This window comes from Bradyrhizobium sp. 197 (genome assembly GCF_023073375.1).
Classification (GTDB): domain Bacteria; phylum Pseudomonadota; class Alphaproteobacteria; order Rhizobiales; family Xanthobacteraceae; genus Bradyrhizobium.
The window spans coordinates 117,948-135,778 of the sequence record NZ_JADPJJ010000143.1 but is presented as its reverse complement, the minus strand read 5'-3'; the positions used below and the strand labels follow the sequence as shown (position 1 = coordinate 135,778).

Below are 17,831 nucleotides of genomic sequence, written 5' to 3'. Positions count from 1 at the left end.
TCTCATCACATCTTCCCCATCAGGCCCTGTGGCCGGAACCAGAGGAAGAGCAGGAACAGGACATAGACGACGATGTCCTTGTAGATCGCGCCGATCAGATAGCCGGACAGTGACTCGATCACCCCGATCAGGAGCCCTGCGACGAGCGCGCCGGGCACGCTCCCAAAACCGCCGAGCGACACCGTGACGAAGGCGACGATGCCGAGCGTCTCGCCGACGGTCGGCACGATGTAGAAGAAGTTCGCAATCAGCGCGCCGGCAAGCCCGGTGGCGCCGGCCGCAATCGCCCAGGCGATCGCCTGCATGGTGTCGGGCCGGATGCCCATCAGCTGAGCCGCTGTTTGATCCTCCGCCACCGCCAGCATTTTCGAGCCGAGCGAGGTCCGCGTCAGCAGCAGATGCAGCCCGAGCGTCACGAGCAGCGCGACCACGCCGGCAAGCAGCCGCGAGGCCTCGATGCGCAAGCCGGCAAACGCATAAGTGCCGCCCACGATATTCGGGGGCATCGACAGGAAGTTGGCGCCGAACCACCAGAACACGGAATAGCGCAACAGCAGCGCCAGGCCGAAAGTGCCGAGGATCTGCGCCAGCATCGGCCCCTTCATGATGTCGCGGATCAGGGCGAAATAGACCACGACACCGACCGTCGCGAGCACCAGCGTCGCCAGCGGCGCGCCGAGGATCGGCCCTCCCCCCAACAGCGTGTAGACGACGTAGGCGACGTACATGCCGAGCATGACGAAATCGCCATGCGCGAAATTGACGATGTTCATCATGCCCCACACCAGCGTGAGGCCGGAGGAAAACAGGGCGTAGACGGCGCCAAGCAGAAGCCCGCCGACGATCACCTGCACGAGTACAAAGGACATGAGCCGCGTTGCTCTGATCAAATCATCATGGGAATGGCGGAGCGCTCAGCCCCGCCTTTAAATCTCACCAGCCCTTGTAAGGCAGCACAGGCGCCTTCTCGGCATTGGCCTTGGGCCACACCGCGGTGTAGTTCTCGCCGTCCTGGAGCTGGATGATGAGGCCGGAGGCGAGCACGTTCTGGCCCTTGTCGTCGAACTTCACGCCCTTGTAGCCCATCATCAATTGCTCGGGCTTCAGATCCGTCGCCTTCAGCGCGGCCTGGATCTTGGCGGGATCGGTCGAGCCGGCGCGGTCGATCGCGTCGGCCAGCACGAAGAAGCCCTGCATCTGGCGGCCGACGGTGTCGTCCATCTCCTCGCCGCTCTTTTTCTTGTACATGTCGGCGATGATGGCGGACGGCGAGCCGGACGGACCCACCGCCCAGGACGAGCGATTGAAGACGCCCTGCGAAATCTTGCCGACCGCCTTGATGAAGGACGGATCGGAATAGCCTGCGTCGTCGGCGAGCAGCACGGGCGGCTTGTAGTCGAGCGACTGCATGGTCTTGGCGAACAGGATCGCGTCCGACGTGTAGCTGATCATGATGATGACGTCGGGCTTCTTCTCCTTGAGCTGGAGCACCTGACCCTGCAAATCGGTGGCGTTGACGGGATAGGCGACGTCAATTGCGATGGCCTGCCCCTTGTCCTTGAAGGCGGCGCTGATGGTGTTGGCGACAGAGGTGCCGTATTCGGTGTTGTCGTGAACCAGTGCGATTGCATCGGTCTTGGCACCCTGCGCCTTGATGTCGGCGAGGAAATCGACATAGGCCTTGGCGAAGTCGGTGGCGATCGGCGTGGTGCGGAAGAACCATTTGAAGCCGCGCTCGGTGAGATTGGCGGCGACCGACTCGGAGTTCAGGAAGGGAATGCCGTATTTCTCGGCGATCGCGCTCGAGGTCAGCGTGACGCCGGACTGATAGGAGCCGAACAAAGCGGCCACCTTGTCCTCCGTGATCAGACGCAGCGCCTGGTTCTGGCCTGTCGCCGGGTTGCCCTGGTTGTCCGCGAACACGATCTCGATCTTGGCGCCGCCAAGGCCGGAAAGGCCTGCGTTCTTCGCCAGCGGCAGATTGCCGAGCTCGGGATGGGCGTTGTTGATGATGTCCATGGCGACCTCGAGCGCCGCCTTGGCATGCGCGCCGATCGAGGCGGTGCCGCCGGACATCGGCAGGATCGCGCCGATCTTGACGACCTTGTCCTGCGCTCGCGCGCCTGAAGCGAGCACAAGGGACATCGCAGCCGCGCAAAGCAGCCCGGTGACGTGCTTCAATCTCATGAAATCAGACCTCCCAAGGGGTTTCCCCAACCAGTTTCTTTTAGAAAGCTCGGCTAAGCGCCCGCCTCCGTTTGATTATGCCTGGTGATGAGAGGATGGCATGCCGGCCCGATACCGGCAAGGTGAAACGAATTGCCACGATGCATAAGCAAGCACCGCTTATAGGGTGGGTTAGCGCCAGCGTACCCACCCTACGAGGCTGCGCAGCGCGCGCTCACCCGACCACGTCGCTCGCCCTCAGCAGCGTCGTGAAGCCGCCATAGATCATGCGCTTGCCGTCAAACGGCATGCCGTCCAGCTTCAGCCGGGGGTCCGCCATCACCTTCTTGTTGACGGCATCGCGAGTTTCCCGGTCGCGATAGACGATCCAGGAGAACACCACGATCTCGTCCTCCTTGGCCATCACCGCGCGTGGAAACGAAGTGAGCTCGCCATAGGGCACGTCGTCGCCGATGCATTCGACATAATCCAGCGCGCCGTGCTCCATCCAGATCGCGCAGGCCGTTTTCGCCAGCGCCTTGTAGGGCTCGATCTTGTCCTTCGGCACAGCCAGCACGAAACCATCGACATAGGGCATCACGAATCTCCTTGGGTTGCATGTCCAAGGACGATTCAGCGCGCGCCGATCCGACCGGGAAACGTGATTTTCCGATGAGGCAAACCGTCGCGCGCCGCTGCGGCGCGCCGCCGGAGCCTGAGATCCGGCCGCTCACGCCCCCGATTGGACCGCAAAACACACCTGCACCTCAGCGCTTGCCAGCCCACAGCCGAGCGGGTAGAAACCCTCCACGCCTGAGCCGTGATTTGCGCGATAAGCGCCGTCGGCCGCGGCCGGACAAGTCAACAAGTCATTGAATTTGTTCGACTATTCCGTTGGGGAATGGTGTAACGGTAGCACAACAGACTCTGACTCTGTTTGTCTAGGTTCGAATCCTAGTTCCCCAGCCACTCCAGGTAAGCCGCTCACAAACAGACCGTCAGAGGTGGCGCTCTTCCTCGAGCGCCTTCATCCTATGCTTCTCGACAGGATGCGACGAGCGAGCTTCGCGCATACACGAAGCTTTGGCGGGACCGGCGCGACAGGCGCCAAGCCGCGATCCGGCCCAAGCCACTTCGAACGTTGGCAGACGGTCGACCTGGCTCCTAATCCAGCTTGATGTTTGCGGCTTCGATCACCTTCTTCCAGCGTGCGGTTTCCGCGGCGATGTAGGCCGCGAACGGTTCGGAATCCACCGCGACCGCGGCTGCGCCGAGCTCGGCCATCTTCTGCACTGTCTGCGGCTGCTGCATGAAGGCGCGGATCTCGGCGGAGAGCTTTTCGACGATCGGCTTCGGCGTCGCCGCGGGGACGAAGAAGCCGTGCCAGGCCACGGCCTCGAAGCCGGGCAGGAATTCGGCAACGGCGGGCATTTCCGGATCGAAGGCGGCGCGCTTGGGCGTTGCGGTCGCAAGCATCGCGAGTTGGCCGGTCTTCACCTGCGGCAGCAGCAGCGGCACGTTGTCGAAGGCGAGATCGATCTGGCCACTCAACAGATCCGTCAGCATCTGGCTCGAGCCCTTGTAGGGCACGTGCACCATCTTGGTGCCGGTCATCTGCTGAAACAGTTCGCCGGCGAGATGCTGCGAGGTGCCGACGCCGGCCGAGCCGAACGAGACCTTGTCCGGGTTCGCCTTCAGAAAGGCGATCAGCTCCGGCACGGTGCGCGCCTTGATCTTGTCGGGGTTGACGACGAGAACGTTGGGCACGACGCTGATCTGGGCGACCGGCGCCAGATCCTTGTCCGGTTGGTAGCTGAGCTTCGGCCCGTAGAGCGTGGGATTGATTGCGAGCGCGGACGTGCTGGCAAGCCCAAGCGTGATACCGTCAGACGCAGACTTCGCCAGCCGCGTCACGCCGAGGATCGAACCGGCGCCGCCGACATTCTCGACCACGAACGGCTTGCCGAACTTCATCTGAAGATGGTTGGACACCATGCGGGCAAAGATATCCGCGGTGCCGCCGGCAGCGAAGGGAACGATCACCGTCACCTGCTTGGACGGATAGCCGTCCTGGGACTTCGCCGGCGACGTCGCCAGCAGCACGGTTGAGGCAAGAACAAGCCACATCGATCTCATCGAAGTTTCCTCTGCATTTCCTATTGTTGATTGGCTGCCGCGCGCGTGCGCGGAGACGACTAGAACGCGACCTCGTAGATGCCCAGGATCGCATCCCGCCCGAGGTCGCGCGGATTGTTGTCGAGCAGGCGGCGAATGGCGTGCGCCTCGTCGGCCATCACGCCGAGATCGTCCCGGGGCACGCCGAGCGCAGACAACCGCATCTCGATGCCGAGATTCCTGCAGAACCCATAAGTCGCCTCGAAGGCAAGCTTCGCATCACTCTGCGCCGGCAGTCCGAGTGCCGCGAGCACCGCCGCCGTCTTCGCCTCGGCCGCCGGCATGTTGAACGCCAGCGTATGCGGGAAGATCACCGCGCAGGCGAGCCCGTGCGCCACATGATGGCGCGTCCCGAGCGGATAAGCCACCGCATGGCCGGCGGTCGTATTCACCGGCCCGAGGCAATAGCCGCCGTACAGCGAGGCCAGCGCCAGACCCGCGCGCGCCTCGCGATCGCCGCCGTCGGCAACCGCGCGCTTGAGATATTGGCCGACCAGCCGGGCGCCTTCGAGCGCGTAGAGATCGATCGCCGGATGCGCCTTGCGGCTGGTATAGGCCTCGACGCAATGCGCCAGCGCATCGACACCGGTGGCCGCAGTGATCTCCTCCGGCACGGTCATCGTCAGGTCTGGATCGACGATGGCGATATCGGCGAGCATAAAGCGACTCTGCACTGCCTGCTTGTTTCGGCTGACGGGATCGGTGACGAGTGCGCGGGTGCCGGCCTCGCTGCCGGTGCCCGACGTGGTCGGAATCTGCATCAGCGCCACGCTGCGGCCGGCCACCTTCTCGGGACCGACGATATCGGCAAAAGCCACCTCGGAGGTACAGAGCACTGCCACCAGCTTGGCGAGATCCATCGCACTGCCGCCGCCGAAGCCGATGACGAGATCGGGCTTGACCTCGCGCGCCATCGCCACGGCCTTGTCGAGATTGGGCAGGTCCGGCTCGGGCTTGACCTCGCCGAACACCTTCACTGCACCCGGCAGCGCCAGCGTGTCGACGCGGCGCGCGTTGAACGGATCGGAGATCACGAGCGGTCGTTTGGCGCCGATGCGCTCGGCGAAGCGCGCCGCTGCGGTGATTGTGCCGCAACCGAATTCGAGGACGGCGGGGCGAAGAATTTCGATGGGCGTGAAGGCGTTGGTCATCGTGGGCTCGATCTCGTCACTTGGATGCGGAGGCGCCAGCGGCCAGCCGTTCGGCATAGTCGATGGCCTCGATCAAGCTGTGCTCGTTGGCGATGCCCTTGCCGGCGATGTCGAAGGCGGTGCCGTGATCGACTGAGGTACGGATGATCGGCAGGCCCAGCGTGATGTTGACGCCGGAGAGCTCCTGCCAGCGGCCAGTCGCGGGATCGATCTGGAAGCCGAGCAGTTTGACCGGGATATGCCCCTGGTCGTGATACATCGCCACCGCGGCATCGTACTGACCGGCGCGCAGCTTGACGAAGATGGTGTCGCCGGGCACGGGACCGACGACGTCGAGGCCGTCAGCGACCGCTTTCGCAATCGTCGGCGCGGACACGTCGATGTCCTGCCGGCCGAACAGGCCGCCCTCGCCGGCGTGCGGATTGAGCGCGGCGATGGCGATCTTCGGCTTGGCGATGCCGAGCCGCAGCAGCGCATCGTTGGTGAGGTCGATGACCATGCGCAGGCGCTCCGGCGTCAGACGCTTCGGCACGTCCTCCAGTGCCACATGGGTCGAGACATGGCTGACGCGCATGTTGCCGTGGGCGAGCAGCATCACCGAGCCGCGCACACCGGTGAGATGCGCCAGCATCTCGGTATGTCCAGGGAAATGATAGCCGGCCTTGTTGAGGGCTTCCTTGTTGAGCGGAGCCGTGACGATGGCCGCGGTCCGTCCCGCCTGCGTCAGGCGCACGCTTTGCTCGATCGCCTTGTAGGCGAAGCGTCCGCCGTCCGCGCTCAATACGCCGGGCTTGATCGGGTCGCCCTCGACGTCGGCCTGGAGGAAGCAGAGGTTCGGCCAGTCACGATCCTCAGCGCTCACTTCCGGGATCGCAATGCCGGCACTGAGCGTAGCTTTCGCGCCATCGAGCGCCGCGCCACTGCCGATGATCAACAGACGCAGATCGCCCGTCGCGATCCGGTCCTTCAGCCCGACGCAGGCCTTGACGATGATCTCCGGCCCGATCCCGGCCGGATCGCCCATGGTGATGGCAAGATGGCGAGAGGTCATGTCGGACTCTCCTTGTTGAGCAAATGATTGATGTGGAGCAGATCGCGCCAGAGCTCACTGGTGCCAAATGCGCCTGATTTCGAGATGACATCGACGCCGGCCCAGCGGCCGCCCTGCAAGATCGAGCGCGGCAATCCCGGCACGATACGTCCTGTCACCTGCAGCGCATGCGCGCCAAGGGCAACGCATGCGGCCTTCAAAGTCTCCCCGCCGGCAACGATCAGCGTGCCCGGCGGTTCAAGCGCTGCGATCAGCGCCGTCATCTCGCGAGCGATCCGCCGTGCCGCCTCGGCGCGGGTCAGACCGTCGGCGAGGGAGAACTTGACCAGCGCCACGCCGTCATCGGCCAGCTTGCGTTGGACGTGCGTCGTGCCCCCACCTTCCGCAAGCGCGACGGCGGCATCACCGCAGGCAGAAAGCTGGGAGGCGGTGGCAGCCTGATCGGAGCCGAACAGCCCCAGCACCGGCAGCTTCAACCGGCCCGGCGCATCGGCGCGATGGCTGCGGGCGAGCGCGCCGGCCAGCCCGCCGCTTCCACACCAGAGCACGGGCCCCGGCATGCGCCGTCCCATTTCGACGACATGATCGAGCTCGATATCGCTCTCGGCATCAAAAACCTGAACACCGCCTTGCGAGAGCGTATCGGCCCGGCCCTGCCGCACTTCGATGCCCTCGAGTTGCAATTGGGTCAGGAGATTCTCTCCGACCCGATGCCAGTCGCCTTGCACCGTGCGCGCAAATTGCTGGCCACCCGCGGTGCGGCGCCCCTGATAGTGGAAGGCAGGCGCGACCACGCACGACGCCCAATGGCCGCTACGCAGGCAGGCGCCGAGCTCGGCAGCCCATGCGCCGCGCAGCAGGCTATCCACCTTCTTGTAGGCGATGGTCGCCTCGCGGAGCAGCGGCGCCAGCCGTCCGACGATCTCGATGCTCTCGGCCTTCGACCGCTCGCGGCTGCCGCTGTCGATTGCGAGGCTTCCGGAATCCTGTGGAGCGGACGCTTCCGGCCAGGTGACGTTGAACGGTCCGCACAGGCCGACGAACTCCGCGGCGGTATCGAGCGCGCCGGTGAGATCGTCGGCAAGCAGGCGGACGCTTGTCATCGTCGCGTGCCTCCGACATTGAAGATCTTGCCGGGGTTCATCAGGCCCTTGGGATCGAGCAGTTGCTTGATGCCGCGCATCAACTCGATATCGAGGGGATCGGCGACGCGGGCAAGCCGGCCACGATTGGTGATCCCGATGCCGTGTTCGGCACTGATCGCCCCGCCCTGCACTGCGGTCTCGTCGTCGACGATCTCGTTGATCTCAGCCACCAGCGCGGCTGTTGCGTCCGAATCCTGGCAACGCGCGCGGTCGATCAGGGCGATCACGTGGATATTGCCGTCGCCGATATGGCCGTGCATCACGACGCGCGCATGCGGCACCGCGGCGTTGATCCGGGCCTCGACATTGGTGACGAAGGCAGCCTGACGCTCCAGCGGCACCACACTGTCGTGCGACACGACATAGCCGCTGCGCTTGTTGCCTTCGGAGACGCTGTGCCTGACCGCCCAGATCGCCTTCGCCTGCGCGAGGTTGGACGCCAGGATGACGTCTTCGGCGAGCCCTGCCTCCATCGCGGCTGCGAGCACCGTGGCGAGCGGCTCATCGAGATCGACGCCCGCGAGCGTGTCGGTCAGCTCGACGATCAGGTACCACGGCGTCGTCAGCTCGAACGGGATCGTGACATGCGGCACGGTCTCCGCGATCACCTCGATCTGCGAGCGCGACATGATCTCGAGGCTGCCGAGCCGGTCGCCGACCGCACCGCGTAAGCGTTGCATGATCTCAAGCGCCTGCTCGACGCCCTGCAATTTGAGCAGCGCCAGTGCCGAGCTGCGCGGCGGCGAAAACAGTTTCAGCACGGCTGCGGTGACGATGCCGAGCGTCCCCTCTGCGCCTATGAAGAGCTGCTTGAGCGCGTAACCGGTGTTGTCTTTGCGGAGCGCACGCAGGCCGTTCAAAATTCTCCCGTCGGGCAGCACGACCTCCAGCCCGAGCACGAGATCGCGCGTCGGCCCGTAGCGGAGCACAGCCGTGCCGCCGGCATTGGTCGAGATGTTGCCGCCGATCTGGCAGGAGCCTTCGGCACCGAGGCTCAAAGGGAAGTAGCGATCCACGGCACGGGCCGCATTCTGCACCTCGGCGAGGATGCAGCCGGCCTCCACGGTGATGGTGTTGGCGAGCGGACTGACGTCGCGGACGGCCCGCATGCGGTCGAGCCGGATCACGACGTTGGCCGTACGCTCGTCCGGCGTCGCGGCGCCGCACATGCCGGTGTTGCCGCCTTGCGGTACGATCGCGAGCTGCCTTGCCGCGCAGAACTTGACGACGGAGGCGACCTCTGCGGTCGAGCCGGGCTTCACGACGGCGGCGGCGCGACCGTGATAGCGTCCGCGCCAGTCCACCACATAGGGCTCCTGGTCGGGTCCGGACGCGATGACGTGCTTGTCGCCGACGATAGCGGCGAGCCCGGTCAACGCATCACGGTAAGGGTCGGACATCGGATCGCCTCGGCGCGTCGCGCTAGACGACGGCGGCGAATGCCGCCGCATCCGCGAGCAGCTCTTTCACCTGCCCCGGCGGCAAGGATTCCAGCGGCGGCCGCAGGCGCTGCCATGCGGCATGGCCGGTGCGTTCGGCCGTCAGCGCCTTCAACGAGGCCATCTGCGGGAAGCGCGAGACCAGTTCGCGCGCCTTGACGATGCGTGCCTGCGCCGCCTTCAGCGCCGCGTCGTCGTCGCTGTCGCCAAAGTGCTTGTAGACATAGGCAAGGTCGCGCGCGATGAGATTGGAGGTCGCGGTGATGCAGCCCGCGCCACCCTTGCGCAACAGCGGCAACAGCAACGGATCAGCTCCGACCAGGACCGAAAGGCTGGGGAAGCGTTCGACCATCGCGGTCATGTTGGCGAAGTCGCCGGAGGAATCCTTGATGCCGGTGAAGGTGGACGGATAAGCCGCGCGCAGCCGCTCGATCAAGGCATGCGAGATCGGCTGCGCCGACATCTGCGGGATATGGTAGAGCACGATTTTGAGCCTGGCATCGCCGATGCGCTGCACGACTTCGCTGTAGGAGGCGAAGATGCCGTCATCGGTGACGCCCTTGTAATAGAACGGCGGTAGCATCACCACGGTATCGACGCCGACCGAGAGCGCGTGGCGCGTCAGCGCGATGGTCTCGCTGAGCGCGGCAACACCGGTGCCGGGCAGAAGTCGCTGCGGCGCGATGCCGGCGGCGACTACCGCCTCCAGCAGTGCGGTCCGCTCGGCAGCCGAGAAGGAGTTCGCCTCGCCTGTCGTGCCGAGCAACGCGATGCCGTCGCAGCCTTCGTCGAGCAGGTAGCGGCAATGCGCGACGAAGCGCGCATGATCGGGGGCGAGCTCGGCGTCGAGCGGCGTCAGCGCGGCGGAGAACACGCCATGGGGGTGCAGTGATGATGTCGACAAACTTCCTCCGGGCGTCAAATCTCTGTTGTTCGGAATGCGAACTTTTGTTACTGGCTTGACCTGTCGTAAAATCAGCTTGCCGCCACGTCAAGGGCGACATGTCATGGCAAGGCATTAGAGCATGGCCAAGGTCGAAAAGAAGGCCGCAAAGCGCGCATCGCAAGCTAGCGCAAAGAATCCAAAGAATCACGTCGCCTCCGTCGGCAAGGCCTTCGCGGTGCTCAAGAGCTTCACCAGCGAGGCCTTCGAGCTGACCCTGAGTGAGATTGCCGCACGCGCCGATCTCGATCGCGGAACGGCGTTCCGGCTGATCCAGACCCTGGTCGAGGTCGGCTATGTCCAGGCGGTTCCGCAAAGCCGCCGGTTCCGGCTCGGGGTTGCCTGCCTCGACCTTGGCTACACCGTGCTGTCGCACGGTTCGTTGCGCCCGATCGTCGAGCCGCTGCTGCGCGATCTCGTACCTGATGTCGGCGATGCAGCCTCGCTCGGGATCCTCGACGGCGGCGACGTGATCTATCTCGCGCGCATCGGCGCGGGCCTCGACCGGCACAAGATGGATCGCCGTCCGGGCACGCGCATTCCCGCCTACAGTGCCGCGCTCGGTCATGCGATGCTCGCGCATCTGGCACGGGACGAGCAGATCGCACGACTGGAATTGCGGCCCCGCGTCAAGCTGTCGGAGCGCACGCTGACCGATCTCGATGCCCTGCTCGCCCGGCTCGATCAGGTGAAGAAGAAAGGCCATGCCGTCTCCGACGGCGAGAACGCCTATGGCCTGCGCACGCTGGCGACGCCGATCTTCGACGCCCAGGGTCTCGTGATCGGGGGATTGAGCGTCACCGTCGATGCGATGCGCATGGACATGCCGACCTTCCGCGACCAGGCGCTGCCGAGGCTGATACAGGCGACGAAAGAGGTGCAGGACCTCGCGATCAAGTCGGGATTGACGAGATGAGTGACGTCAAGCCGGTGAGATGACGATGTGGTCGAAGTCGGCGGCGATCCGCGTGTTTGGAAAGATCCTAGTCGCCTCGGCCAATAGCTCTTCGTCCCGATAGCGCCCCGACATGTGGTTCAGCACGAGTTGTTCGACGTTGTTCGCGGCCGCGAACGCTGCCGCCTCGCGCGCGGTGAGATGGCCATAGTCCCGCGCGGTCGAGGCGTCGCGATCGAGGAACGTCGCTTCGATCACCAGCACATCGGCGTCAGCGACGTATCGTGACAGCCCATCCGTAGTTTCGGTGTCGCCGATCACGACGAGTTTCTTGCCGCCGCTCGGCGGCCCCAGGACGTCATCGGGATCGATGGTTCGGTCAGCGATCGCGACAGGCCGTCCTGCGGCCAACTCTCCGCGCAACGGCCCATCCGGCACACCAAGGGCTGCGAGGCGATCGGGCTGAAGGTGGCGACGGGTGGGACTCTGGAAGGAGAAGCCAAAGCTGTCGGTGTCGCGGTGGCGGACCGGAAAGCAGTTGACGGTGAAGTCGCCGGCATCGACGACCTGTCCTGCGGTCAGCGGCGCGAATTCCACCGGGATCGGCGCCCTGCCCGCGCCCCACAGGCCCGAGAGCATGCGGACGACGATGTCGAGCGTACCCTGCCCTGCATGGACGGTCATCACGTCGGAGTTCTGGCGTAACCCCAGCGTCGAGAACAGACCGGGGATACCGAGCACGTGATCGAGATGGGCGTGCGTCAGCAGGATCCGGTCAAGCCGCCGAAAGCCGGCGCCGCTGCGCAGCAACTGGCGCTGCGTGCCCTCGCCGCAATCGACCAGAATACGCTTGCCCGCTGCCTCGACCAGGAGGGCCGGATGGTTGCGCTCCGCCGATGGAACGCTGGCCGAGGTCCCAAGGAATGTCAGGGCGAACATGCTCGTCAGTGTCCAGGCTTCACCGTCCCCAATGCCACGCGAGCAGCAGCGCGTACAGGCCCATCGATCCCACATGAAGCGCCGGTCCCCGCAGGACGCTCGGTAAAAAAAGCGAAAACAACCCCATGCACGGTACAAATCAGCACAAATCATTGAAGAATTTCGCACCCCATTGCGCGACCCCCGCGAGCGAAGGCGGTTTGACTCGTCGGGCAAAACAGGCGCAGAATTGTACAATCCCGGATTGTGAATTCGCAAGTCGCGCCGCCGCCATTGCCGGTTCGAAAGGCACGTCCGACCGCGACCATGTCCCGCCGACGGGCGAGCAGATCTGGTTCCCGTTGCGCGGCCTCCTCATTCCATTCCCCAAATTGCATGTTCGATACCAGGATCGATTTGCGGCCGAACGACATCGACACGGTAATGCGAGACAATGGAGAATCGTGATGCAACCAGGACTGGCCGCAGATGCCACTGACTGGGACTACGGTTCGATCAGCACACTGCTAAGCGCCCTGTACGCACGCAAGGTTTCTGCGTCGGAGTTGCTCGCGCACACGATCGCGCGCATCGAGGCGCTGGACGGGCGGATCAATGCCGTCATCGTTCGTGATTTCGATCGCGCAAGAGACGCTGCGCGTGCCGCCGATGCCAACGGAAGACGCCGTGCGTCGGCCATTGAACGATTGGCCGCATGGGGGCCGACGTCGGCAGCAGGCTGAGCGGCCCGCCGCCGGTGTCAGCGGACGAGTGGCGCGTGCTGAGGGGATCTGCAGGACGAGGAAGTGTAACCCGCATCTTGCCCCGCTGTAGGCGGGGCAAGATGGTTGCTCCCGGAGCAACTCGCTCAGATGAGGAAGTCGGTCGGGTGCAGGCTGGCGGCGTGAACACCGTCCAGCGTGATGGTGTCGCTCGCCGACAGATGAATCACGGCATCGCCGGCGGTATTATCGCTGATCAGGCTCGACAGCGCCGTCCAGTCCGCAAACCCATAATCACCCACATTGATCAGGTCGTGCTCGGTCGCGGTGCTGCCGACCGCCTTGTTGCCTTGATCGAAGTCAGTGATGAGGTCATTACCGGATCCGGTGTTGAAGACGAAGGTGTCGCTGTTTCCTCCGCCCGAAAGCTCGTCATTGCCGGTGCCGCCGTTGAGGATATCCCTGCCGCCGGTGATCGAGCCCGGCGTCGCGGGGTTATAGACCTTCGCATCGCCATACAGGAAATCGTTGGTCGCTCCGCCGGTGAGGATATCGTTGCCGCCATCAGCATTGCCGGACATGGTCGGAGCATCGCCGTAGAGCGCTGGGTTCGTAAGCTGGAGGGTGTCAGGGCCACCGGTCTTGAGGGTGAGAATGTCATCTCCCCCTTGGGCATTGTCGGTCAGTGAGGTCGCCGAATCTCCGTACGCAAATCCGCCGGTCCAGACAATGTTGGCGCCGAAGGTGAAGGTGATGTTGTCGTTACCGCCAATGGCATCGCCGCTGATGGAGCCGATAGCATCGCCGCTGGCTATCGCTGAGCCCTCCATGGTGTTCAGACTGATGTCGAGCGTGTCATTGCCGCCCTGCGCCGTGCCGCTCATGGAACCGCCGGCATCGCCGGCGTACACATTGTCGTAGTCTCGCCAACCCACCGCGCCGATGATGGTGTCACTGCCGCCGTGCGAACTGCCCGACATGTCGCCAGCGACATCGCCGAAAGCATGCACGTTGGTGTACATCGAGCCGTTCTCGACATCGATGGTGTCGTTGCCGCCCCTGGCGTCGTCGGTCATCGCCTGGGCGTCGCCGACCACGAGGGCGGCGTTCCAGCCATAGTTGAAATTGACCGTGAGCGTGTCGTTGCCGCCGTGGGACTGGCCATGTAGAGTCGTGTTGTCGTCGCCGAAGATCGTGACCTCTGCTTCGGGCTGGGTGATCGTTGCGGTCACGCTGTCGTTGCCGCCCCAGGTGTCGGTAGCGGTCGGAAAGTTGGGATCTCCGTTAACGGTTTCGATTTGTCCAAACTGGTCGAGCAGGACGTCGATGGTGTCGTTCGGCAGATGTTGCATGGCGTAACTCCCAGTTCATTGTCGGAAGCGGGTTGACGCCGGCAAACTTCTTGCGCGACGCGCTGTGACCACGCTTCACCGTGACGAATCTACTTTCGATAGACGGCGGAAATTTGCAGGAATCCGGGATAGAGTTTGATTGCGATGAAGATTGGTGGAGCTCGTCGGCGTGCCGTCGCAATCCCGATGTCGCCCGGCGCTTTTTGCGGAGCAACACCGCCGCTTTTGATTCAACTTCGTCAGATGATGAAGTCGGTCGGATGCAGGCTCGCGGCATGGACGCCGTCGAGCGTGACCGAATCGTTGGCGGAGAGATGGATCACGGCATCGCCGGCGGCGTTGTCGCGGATCAGGTTCGACAGTGCGGTCCAGTCTGCAAAGCCGTAGTTCTGTACGTCGATCAAGTCATTTTCCACCGCCGTGCTGCCGATGGCCTTGTTGCCCTGATCGAAGTCGACGATCGTGTCGTTGCCGGAGCCGGTGTTGAAGGTGAAGAAGTCGCTGTTTCCCCCTCCCCACATCCGGTCGTCGCCGGCTCCGCCGTTCAGCGTATCGATGCCGCCGGTGATCGAGCCTGGTGTCGCCGGTTCATAGATTCGCGCGTCGCCATACATGAAATCGCGGCCCGCGCCGCCATTGAGGATGTCGTTGCCGCCATGGGAATTGCCCACCATGGTGGACGCATCGCCATACATCTGCGAAACGGCATTCGTGTACTGTCCGTCGAGCTTGGCGGTGAGCACATCGTCGCCGCCCTGGGCGAAATCCATCAGGGATTCCGCCGAATCCCCGAACAAGGTTCCGCCTGAGATGGCGCTGTCGCCGTTCAAGGTTATGGTCAAGTTGTCGTTGCCGCCATGCGCGAGCCCCCTCAGGGAACCGATGGCGTCACCGCTTACAGTCGCCTCTCCGTCCATCGTGAGCACGCTGACATCGAGTATGTCGTTGCCGCCGCGCGAGGTGTCTATCATGGAACCGCCGGTGTCGCCGGCAAACAGGTTGGCGCCGCCGCGCCACGCGACCGAGCCGGTAATGTCGTCATTGCCGCCTTGCGCGTTGCCCGACATGTCGCCAGCGGCATCGCCGAAGGCCGAGATCGTCGTATAGACGGTGCGGCCGGCATCCGCGACGATGGTGTCATTGCCGCCCTTGGCGTCGTCGATCATCGCCTGGGTATCTCCCACCACGAGGGCGGTATTCCAGCCGCCACCGATGTCCGCGATGAGCGTGTCGTTTCCGCCTTGCGAGTGACCAAGCAACATCGTGTGGTCATCGCCGAAGATCGTGAGTTTTGCATTGAGCGCGGCGACCGTCGCCGTCACGGTGTCGTTGCCGCCCCAGACGTCCTTGGCTGCGGGAAAGCCGGGGTCTCCGTACACGGTCTTGATTTGACCAAACTGGTCGAGCAGGACGTCGAAGGTATCGTTCGGCAGATGCTGCATGGCGTAACTCCCATTTCATCGTCGGAAGCGGGCCCTGACGCCTGCAGAACTTCTTGCAAGACGCGTTGTTGACCACGCTTCACCGGGAGCAATCTACCTTTGGTAGATGGCAGAGATTTGCAGGAATTCGGGAGAGAGTTTGATCGCATGCGTGGAACCGCGGCGGCAATCTCGTCGAATTGCTCGAACGCGAATTCGGCGGCTTCGTCCCGCCACCACCGCTGCGTGCTACGCAATCCGCGAGATGAGTGAGGCCGCGACGCGGGCAGACATCACTTTCCGTCGGCCGACTGCGCTTCGACCGCCTGCACGGCGACACTCGCTACCTGCTGCAACGCCTCGCGGTCGGAGCCCGAAGACGCCATCACGCCCATGCCGACGGACACCGCCGAGACATAGCGCGCGAGCGCGGCAGGATCTGAGGTCGGCTTAAGGTCGCCTTCGGCCTTGGCGCGAACAAAACGGTCGCGGAGCTGGTCCTCGTTCTGGGCGCGACGGGTGGCGAGCTCGAAGGGGACGCTTTCTGATCCAGTGCCGCAGGCGATGCCGCCTTGCACAAGCAGGCAGCCCGGCGGATTGGCGGGATCGGTCTGCCTGTCGGCGATGCCTGTCAGCATCCGCTCGGCGACCTCGCGGGCGGTCGGCGCTGCCACCACCTCGTCCATCCAGACGCCGCGCAGTTTGGTGTAGCGGTCGAGCGCGGCTTTCAGCAGGCCCTCTTTGTTGCCGAAACAAGCGTAAAGGCTCGGAGGATTGATGCCCATGGCCTCGGTGAGCTGGGCAATCGTGGCGCCCTCATAGCCATGGCGCCAAAACACTTCCATCGCCTGGTCCAACGCCGTCTCGGCGTCGAATTCGCGGGGGCGTCCCATGCCCATGTGCCTGTTCTCCTCGGAATTCGCGGTCTGCCGGAGGCCAACGCCAAATCCTATCTAGTTGTTCTAGCTTTATTTTCCTGCCGTCTTCCAATTCTTGCGGTAGGCCGCTACAATTTTCTTAGTGAATGGTACATAAGTATCTTGCACTGCGGCATCCAGCTCCACATCTGTAGCGAACACTACATATCTGGAGCGCGCAAATGCATCCCTCCCAAAATTCTGCCCAAAATACCGTCCGCACCGGCCGTTTTCGCCGCCTCCTTGGCGGCGTCGCCATCGTGGGCGCCCTCGCCGTAGCCGGCTCGATCGCGACCGGCCACTACTTCCGTTCAGCCCAGGCGACGGCAACGGCCGCCGCGGCCGAGCAAGCCGTCTCCGTCACCGTCGCGATGATCGAGCCGCGGCAGACCGTGCTGTGGGACGACTTTTCCGGCCGTCTGGAGGCCATCAACCGCGTCGAGCTTCGCCCGCGCGTGGCAGGCGCGATCATGTCGACCAACTTCACCGAAGGCACGCTGGTGAAGGCCGGTGACATCCTGTTCAAGATCGACCCGGCGCCTTACGCGGCGGAGGTCGACAAGGCCAACGCGCAGCTCGAGGCCGCGAAAGCCCGGGTCGTGTTCACCCAGAGTGAGCTCGAGCGCGGCGCGCAGCTCGTCGGTAACGCCGTGGTCACGCGGCGCGACTACGACCAGCGTGAGAACGCCAACCGCGAAGCCATCGCCAACGTGAAGGCGGCCGAAGCAACGCTTCAGACCGCAAAGCTCAATCTCGACTACACCGAGGTGCGCGCGCCCGTGGACGGCCGCGTCGGCAAGATCGAGATCACCGTCGGCAATCTCGTCGCCGCCGGCACCGCCTCCCCGGTCCTGACCTCGCTGGTCTCGGTCAATCCGATCTACGCGTCGTTCGATGCGGATGAAGAGGTCGTGCTGCGTGCGCTGAACTCGATCGCGGATGCTTCCGGCCAGCGCGGCAAGCTCGACCAGATCCCGGTTGCGATGGCGACCTCCGGTGACTTGTCGGCGAAGGGCCACATCCAGCTCATCGACAACCAGGTCAACGGCCAGAGCGGCACTATCCGTGTCCGCGCGGTGTTTCAGAACGAGGACGGGCGTCTCATCCCCGGTCAGTTCGCCCGCGTGCGCATGGGCCAGCCGAAACAGCAGACGCTGGTGATGATCGACGAGCGCGCGATCGGCACCGACCAGGACAAGAAGTTCGTGATGGCGGTCGGCGACGACAGCCGCGCGGTCTACCGGCCGATCACGCTCGGCGGCTCGGTCGACGGGTTGCGTATCGTGACGGCGGGGCTGAAGACCGGCGACCGCATCATCGTCAACGGCCTGCAGCGCGTGCGGCCGGGTGCCCTGCTCAAGACGGAGATTGCGGCGATGGGTGCGCGCGGGCCGCAGCAGGCATCCAACCACAGCAACCAGGACGTCGTGCAGCGTTAGTGTTCTCCGTCATTCCGAAGCGCGCGGGCAGCGCGAACCGGAATGACGAAATCGTTGAACTACCAGAACATCAATTCTCAATTCCGGGTTCGCGGGC

The 17,831-nt window shown here is 64.2% G+C and carries 15 protein-coding genes, 1 tRNA gene and 1 pseudogene; 4 read left to right on the top strand and 13 right to left on the bottom strand.

Annotation, left to right across the window (positions count from 1 at the left end; all coding sequences use genetic code 11):
• Window positions 1–5: 5 nt before the first annotated feature.
• The 3 genes from IVB27_RS32000 to IVB27_RS31990 form a co-directional block, all read right to left on the bottom strand.
• Window positions 6–869 (bottom strand): branched-chain amino acid ABC transporter permease, encoded by an 864-nt coding sequence (locus IVB27_RS32000; RefSeq protein ID WP_247345807.1) that lies wholly within the window; start codon window positions 867–869, stop codon window positions 6–8.
• A gap of 64 nt (window positions 870–933) precedes the next feature.
• Complete coding sequence (locus IVB27_RS31995; protein ID WP_247446783.1) at window positions 934–2,187, bottom strand: ABC transporter substrate-binding protein; 1,254 nt, start codon at window positions 2,185–2,187, stop codon at window positions 934–936.
• A gap of 214 nt (window positions 2,188–2,401) precedes the next feature.
• Complete coding sequence (locus tag IVB27_RS31990) at window positions 2,402–2,764, bottom strand: DUF1428 domain-containing protein (RefSeq protein ID WP_247446782.1); 363 nt, start codon at window positions 2,762–2,764, stop codon at window positions 2,402–2,404.
• Window positions 2,765–3,061: 297 nt separating this feature from the next.
• On the opposite strand from IVB27_RS31990, the gene IVB27_RS31985 reads away from it, so the two are divergent.
• Window positions 3,062–3,135: transfer RNA gene (locus IVB27_RS31985), tRNA-Gln, on the top strand.
• 195 nt (window positions 3,136–3,330) lie between these two features.
• Here the strand turns inward: IVB27_RS31985 and IVB27_RS31980 are convergent.
• From IVB27_RS31980 to IVB27_RS31955, 6 genes are read right to left on the bottom strand one after another with little or no spacing between them, the layout of a single operon-like run.
• Window positions 3,331–4,302, bottom strand: coding sequence for a Bug family tripartite tricarboxylate transporter substrate binding protein (locus tag IVB27_RS31980; RefSeq protein ID WP_247345746.1), 972 nt, complete (start codon window positions 4,300–4,302; stop codon window positions 3,331–3,333).
• Between the two features lie 59 nt (window positions 4,303–4,361).
• Window positions 4,362–5,492, bottom strand: coding sequence for an iron-containing alcohol dehydrogenase (locus tag IVB27_RS31975; protein ID WP_247446781.1), 1,131 nt, complete (start codon window positions 5,490–5,492; stop codon window positions 4,362–4,364).
• Between the two features lie 16 nt (window positions 5,493–5,508).
• The gene (pdxA, locus tag IVB27_RS31970) at window positions 5,509–6,543 is read right to left on the bottom strand and encodes a 4-hydroxythreonine-4-phosphate dehydrogenase PdxA (RefSeq protein WP_247345738.1); all 1,035 of its coding nucleotides are present in this window, start codon (window positions 6,541–6,543) and stop codon (window positions 5,509–5,511) included.
• Window positions 6,540–7,646, bottom strand: a complete 1,107-nt coding sequence (locus tag IVB27_RS31965; protein WP_247446780.1) for a four-carbon acid sugar kinase family protein — start codon at window positions 7,644–7,646, stop codon at window positions 6,540–6,542. Before IVB27_RS31965 ends, pdxA begins: the two co-directional genes overlap by 4 nt.
• A complete protein-coding gene (locus IVB27_RS31960) occupies window positions 7,643–9,088 on the bottom strand; it encodes an FAD-binding oxidoreductase (protein WP_247446779.1) in 1,446 nt (481 codons plus the stop codon). Before IVB27_RS31960 ends, IVB27_RS31965 begins: the two co-directional genes overlap by 4 nt.
• A 22-nt stretch (window positions 9,089–9,110) precedes the next feature.
• The gene (locus IVB27_RS31955) at window positions 9,111–10,031 is read right to left on the bottom strand and encodes a dihydrodipicolinate synthase family protein (RefSeq protein ID WP_247446778.1); all 921 of its coding nucleotides are present in this window, start codon (window positions 10,029–10,031) and stop codon (window positions 9,111–9,113) included.
• Window positions 10,032–10,152: 121 nt separating this feature from the next.
• On the opposite strand from IVB27_RS31955, the gene IVB27_RS31950 reads away from it, so the two are divergent.
• Complete coding sequence (locus IVB27_RS31950; RefSeq protein WP_247446777.1) at window positions 10,153–10,986, top strand: IclR family transcriptional regulator; 834 nt, start codon at window positions 10,153–10,155, stop codon at window positions 10,984–10,986.
• A gap of 6 nt (window positions 10,987–10,992) precedes the next feature.
• Here IVB27_RS31950 and rnz read toward each other — a convergent pair whose 3' ends face one another.
• On the bottom strand, window positions 10,993–11,904 hold the full coding sequence (gene rnz, locus IVB27_RS31945; protein WP_247446776.1) for a ribonuclease Z: 912 nt from the start codon (window positions 11,902–11,904) through the stop codon (window positions 10,993–10,995).
• A gap of 446 nt (window positions 11,905–12,350) precedes the next feature.
• Between rnz and IVB27_RS31940 the strand changes: the two are divergent.
• Window positions 12,351–12,557: pseudogene (locus tag IVB27_RS31940) on the top strand (amidase); the annotation flags it as partial.
• Between the two features lie 194 nt (window positions 12,558–12,751).
• Here the strand turns inward: IVB27_RS31940 and IVB27_RS31935 are convergent.
• From IVB27_RS31935 to IVB27_RS31925, 3 genes are all read right to left on the bottom strand, one after another.
• A complete protein-coding gene (locus IVB27_RS31935) occupies window positions 12,752–13,957 on the bottom strand; it encodes a calcium-binding protein (RefSeq protein ID WP_247446775.1) in 1,206 nt (401 codons plus the stop codon).
• A gap of 239 nt (window positions 13,958–14,196) precedes the next feature.
• Window positions 14,197–15,399: a calcium-binding protein gene (locus tag IVB27_RS31930; protein ID WP_247446774.1), complete on the bottom strand. Its 1,203-nt coding sequence runs from the start codon at window positions 15,397–15,399 to the stop codon at window positions 14,197–14,199.
• 272 nt (window positions 15,400–15,671) lie between these two features.
• Window positions 15,672–16,277 carry a TetR/AcrR family transcriptional regulator gene (locus IVB27_RS31925; RefSeq protein WP_247345715.1) on the bottom strand — a complete coding sequence of 202 codons (606 nt, stop codon included), beginning with the start codon at window positions 16,275–16,277 and terminating at the stop codon, window positions 15,672–15,674.
• 200 nt (window positions 16,278–16,477) lie between these two features.
• On the opposite strand from IVB27_RS31925, the gene IVB27_RS31920 reads away from it, so the two are divergent.
• Window positions 16,478–17,734 carry an efflux RND transporter periplasmic adaptor subunit gene (locus IVB27_RS31920; RefSeq protein ID WP_247446773.1) on the top strand — a complete coding sequence of 419 codons (1,257 nt, stop codon included), beginning with the start codon at window positions 16,478–16,480 and terminating at the stop codon, window positions 17,732–17,734.
• Window positions 17,735–17,831 lie beyond the last annotated feature (97 nt).

Bases quoted from the DNA above. Each gene is read 5' to 3' on its own strand.
- IVB27_RS32000 (WP_247345807.1), bottom strand. From the start codon at position 869: ATGTCCTTTGTACTCGTGCAGGTGATCGTCGGCGGGCTTCTGCTTGGC.
- IVB27_RS31995 (WP_247446783.1), bottom strand. From the start codon at position 2,187: ATGAGATTGAAGCACGTCACCGGGCTGCTTTGCGCGGCTGCGATGTCC.
- IVB27_RS31990 (WP_247446782.1), bottom strand. From the start codon at position 2,764: ATGCCCTATGTCGATGGTTTCGTGCTGGCTGTGCCGAAGGACAAGATC.
- IVB27_RS31980 (WP_247345746.1), bottom strand. From the start codon at position 4,302: ATGAGATCGATGTGGCTTGTTCTTGCCTCAACCGTGCTGCTGGCGACG.
- IVB27_RS31975 (WP_247446781.1), bottom strand. From the start codon at position 5,492: ATGACCAACGCCTTCACGCCCATCGAAATTCTTCGCCCCGCCGTCCTC.
- pdxA (WP_247345738.1), bottom strand. From the start codon at position 6,543: ATGACCTCTCGCCATCTTGCCATCACCATGGGCGATCCGGCCGGGATC.
- IVB27_RS31965 (WP_247446780.1), bottom strand. From the start codon at position 7,646: ATGACAAGCGTCCGCCTGCTTGCCGACGATCTCACCGGCGCGCTCGAT.
- IVB27_RS31960 (WP_247446779.1), bottom strand. From the start codon at position 9,088: ATGTCCGACCCTTACCGTGATGCGTTGACCGGGCTCGCCGCTATCGTC.
- IVB27_RS31950 (WP_247446777.1), top strand. From the start codon at position 10,153: ATGGCCAAGGTCGAAAAGAAGGCCGCAAAGCGCGCATCGCAAGCTAGC.
- rnz (WP_247446776.1), bottom strand. From the start codon at position 11,904: ATGTTCGCCCTGACATTCCTTGGGACCTCGGCCAGCGTTCCATCGGCG.
- IVB27_RS31935 (WP_247446775.1), bottom strand. From the start codon at position 13,957: ATGCAACATCTGCCGAACGACACCATCGACGTCCTGCTCGACCAGTTT.
- IVB27_RS31930 (WP_247446774.1), bottom strand. From the start codon at position 15,399: ATGCAGCATCTGCCGAACGATACCTTCGACGTCCTGCTCGACCAGTTT.
- IVB27_RS31925 (WP_247345715.1), bottom strand. From the start codon at position 16,277: ATGGGCATGGGACGCCCCCGCGAATTCGACGCCGAGACGGCGTTGGAC.
- IVB27_RS31920 (WP_247446773.1), top strand. From the start codon at position 16,478: ATGCATCCCTCCCAAAATTCTGCCCAAAATACCGTCCGCACCGGCCGT.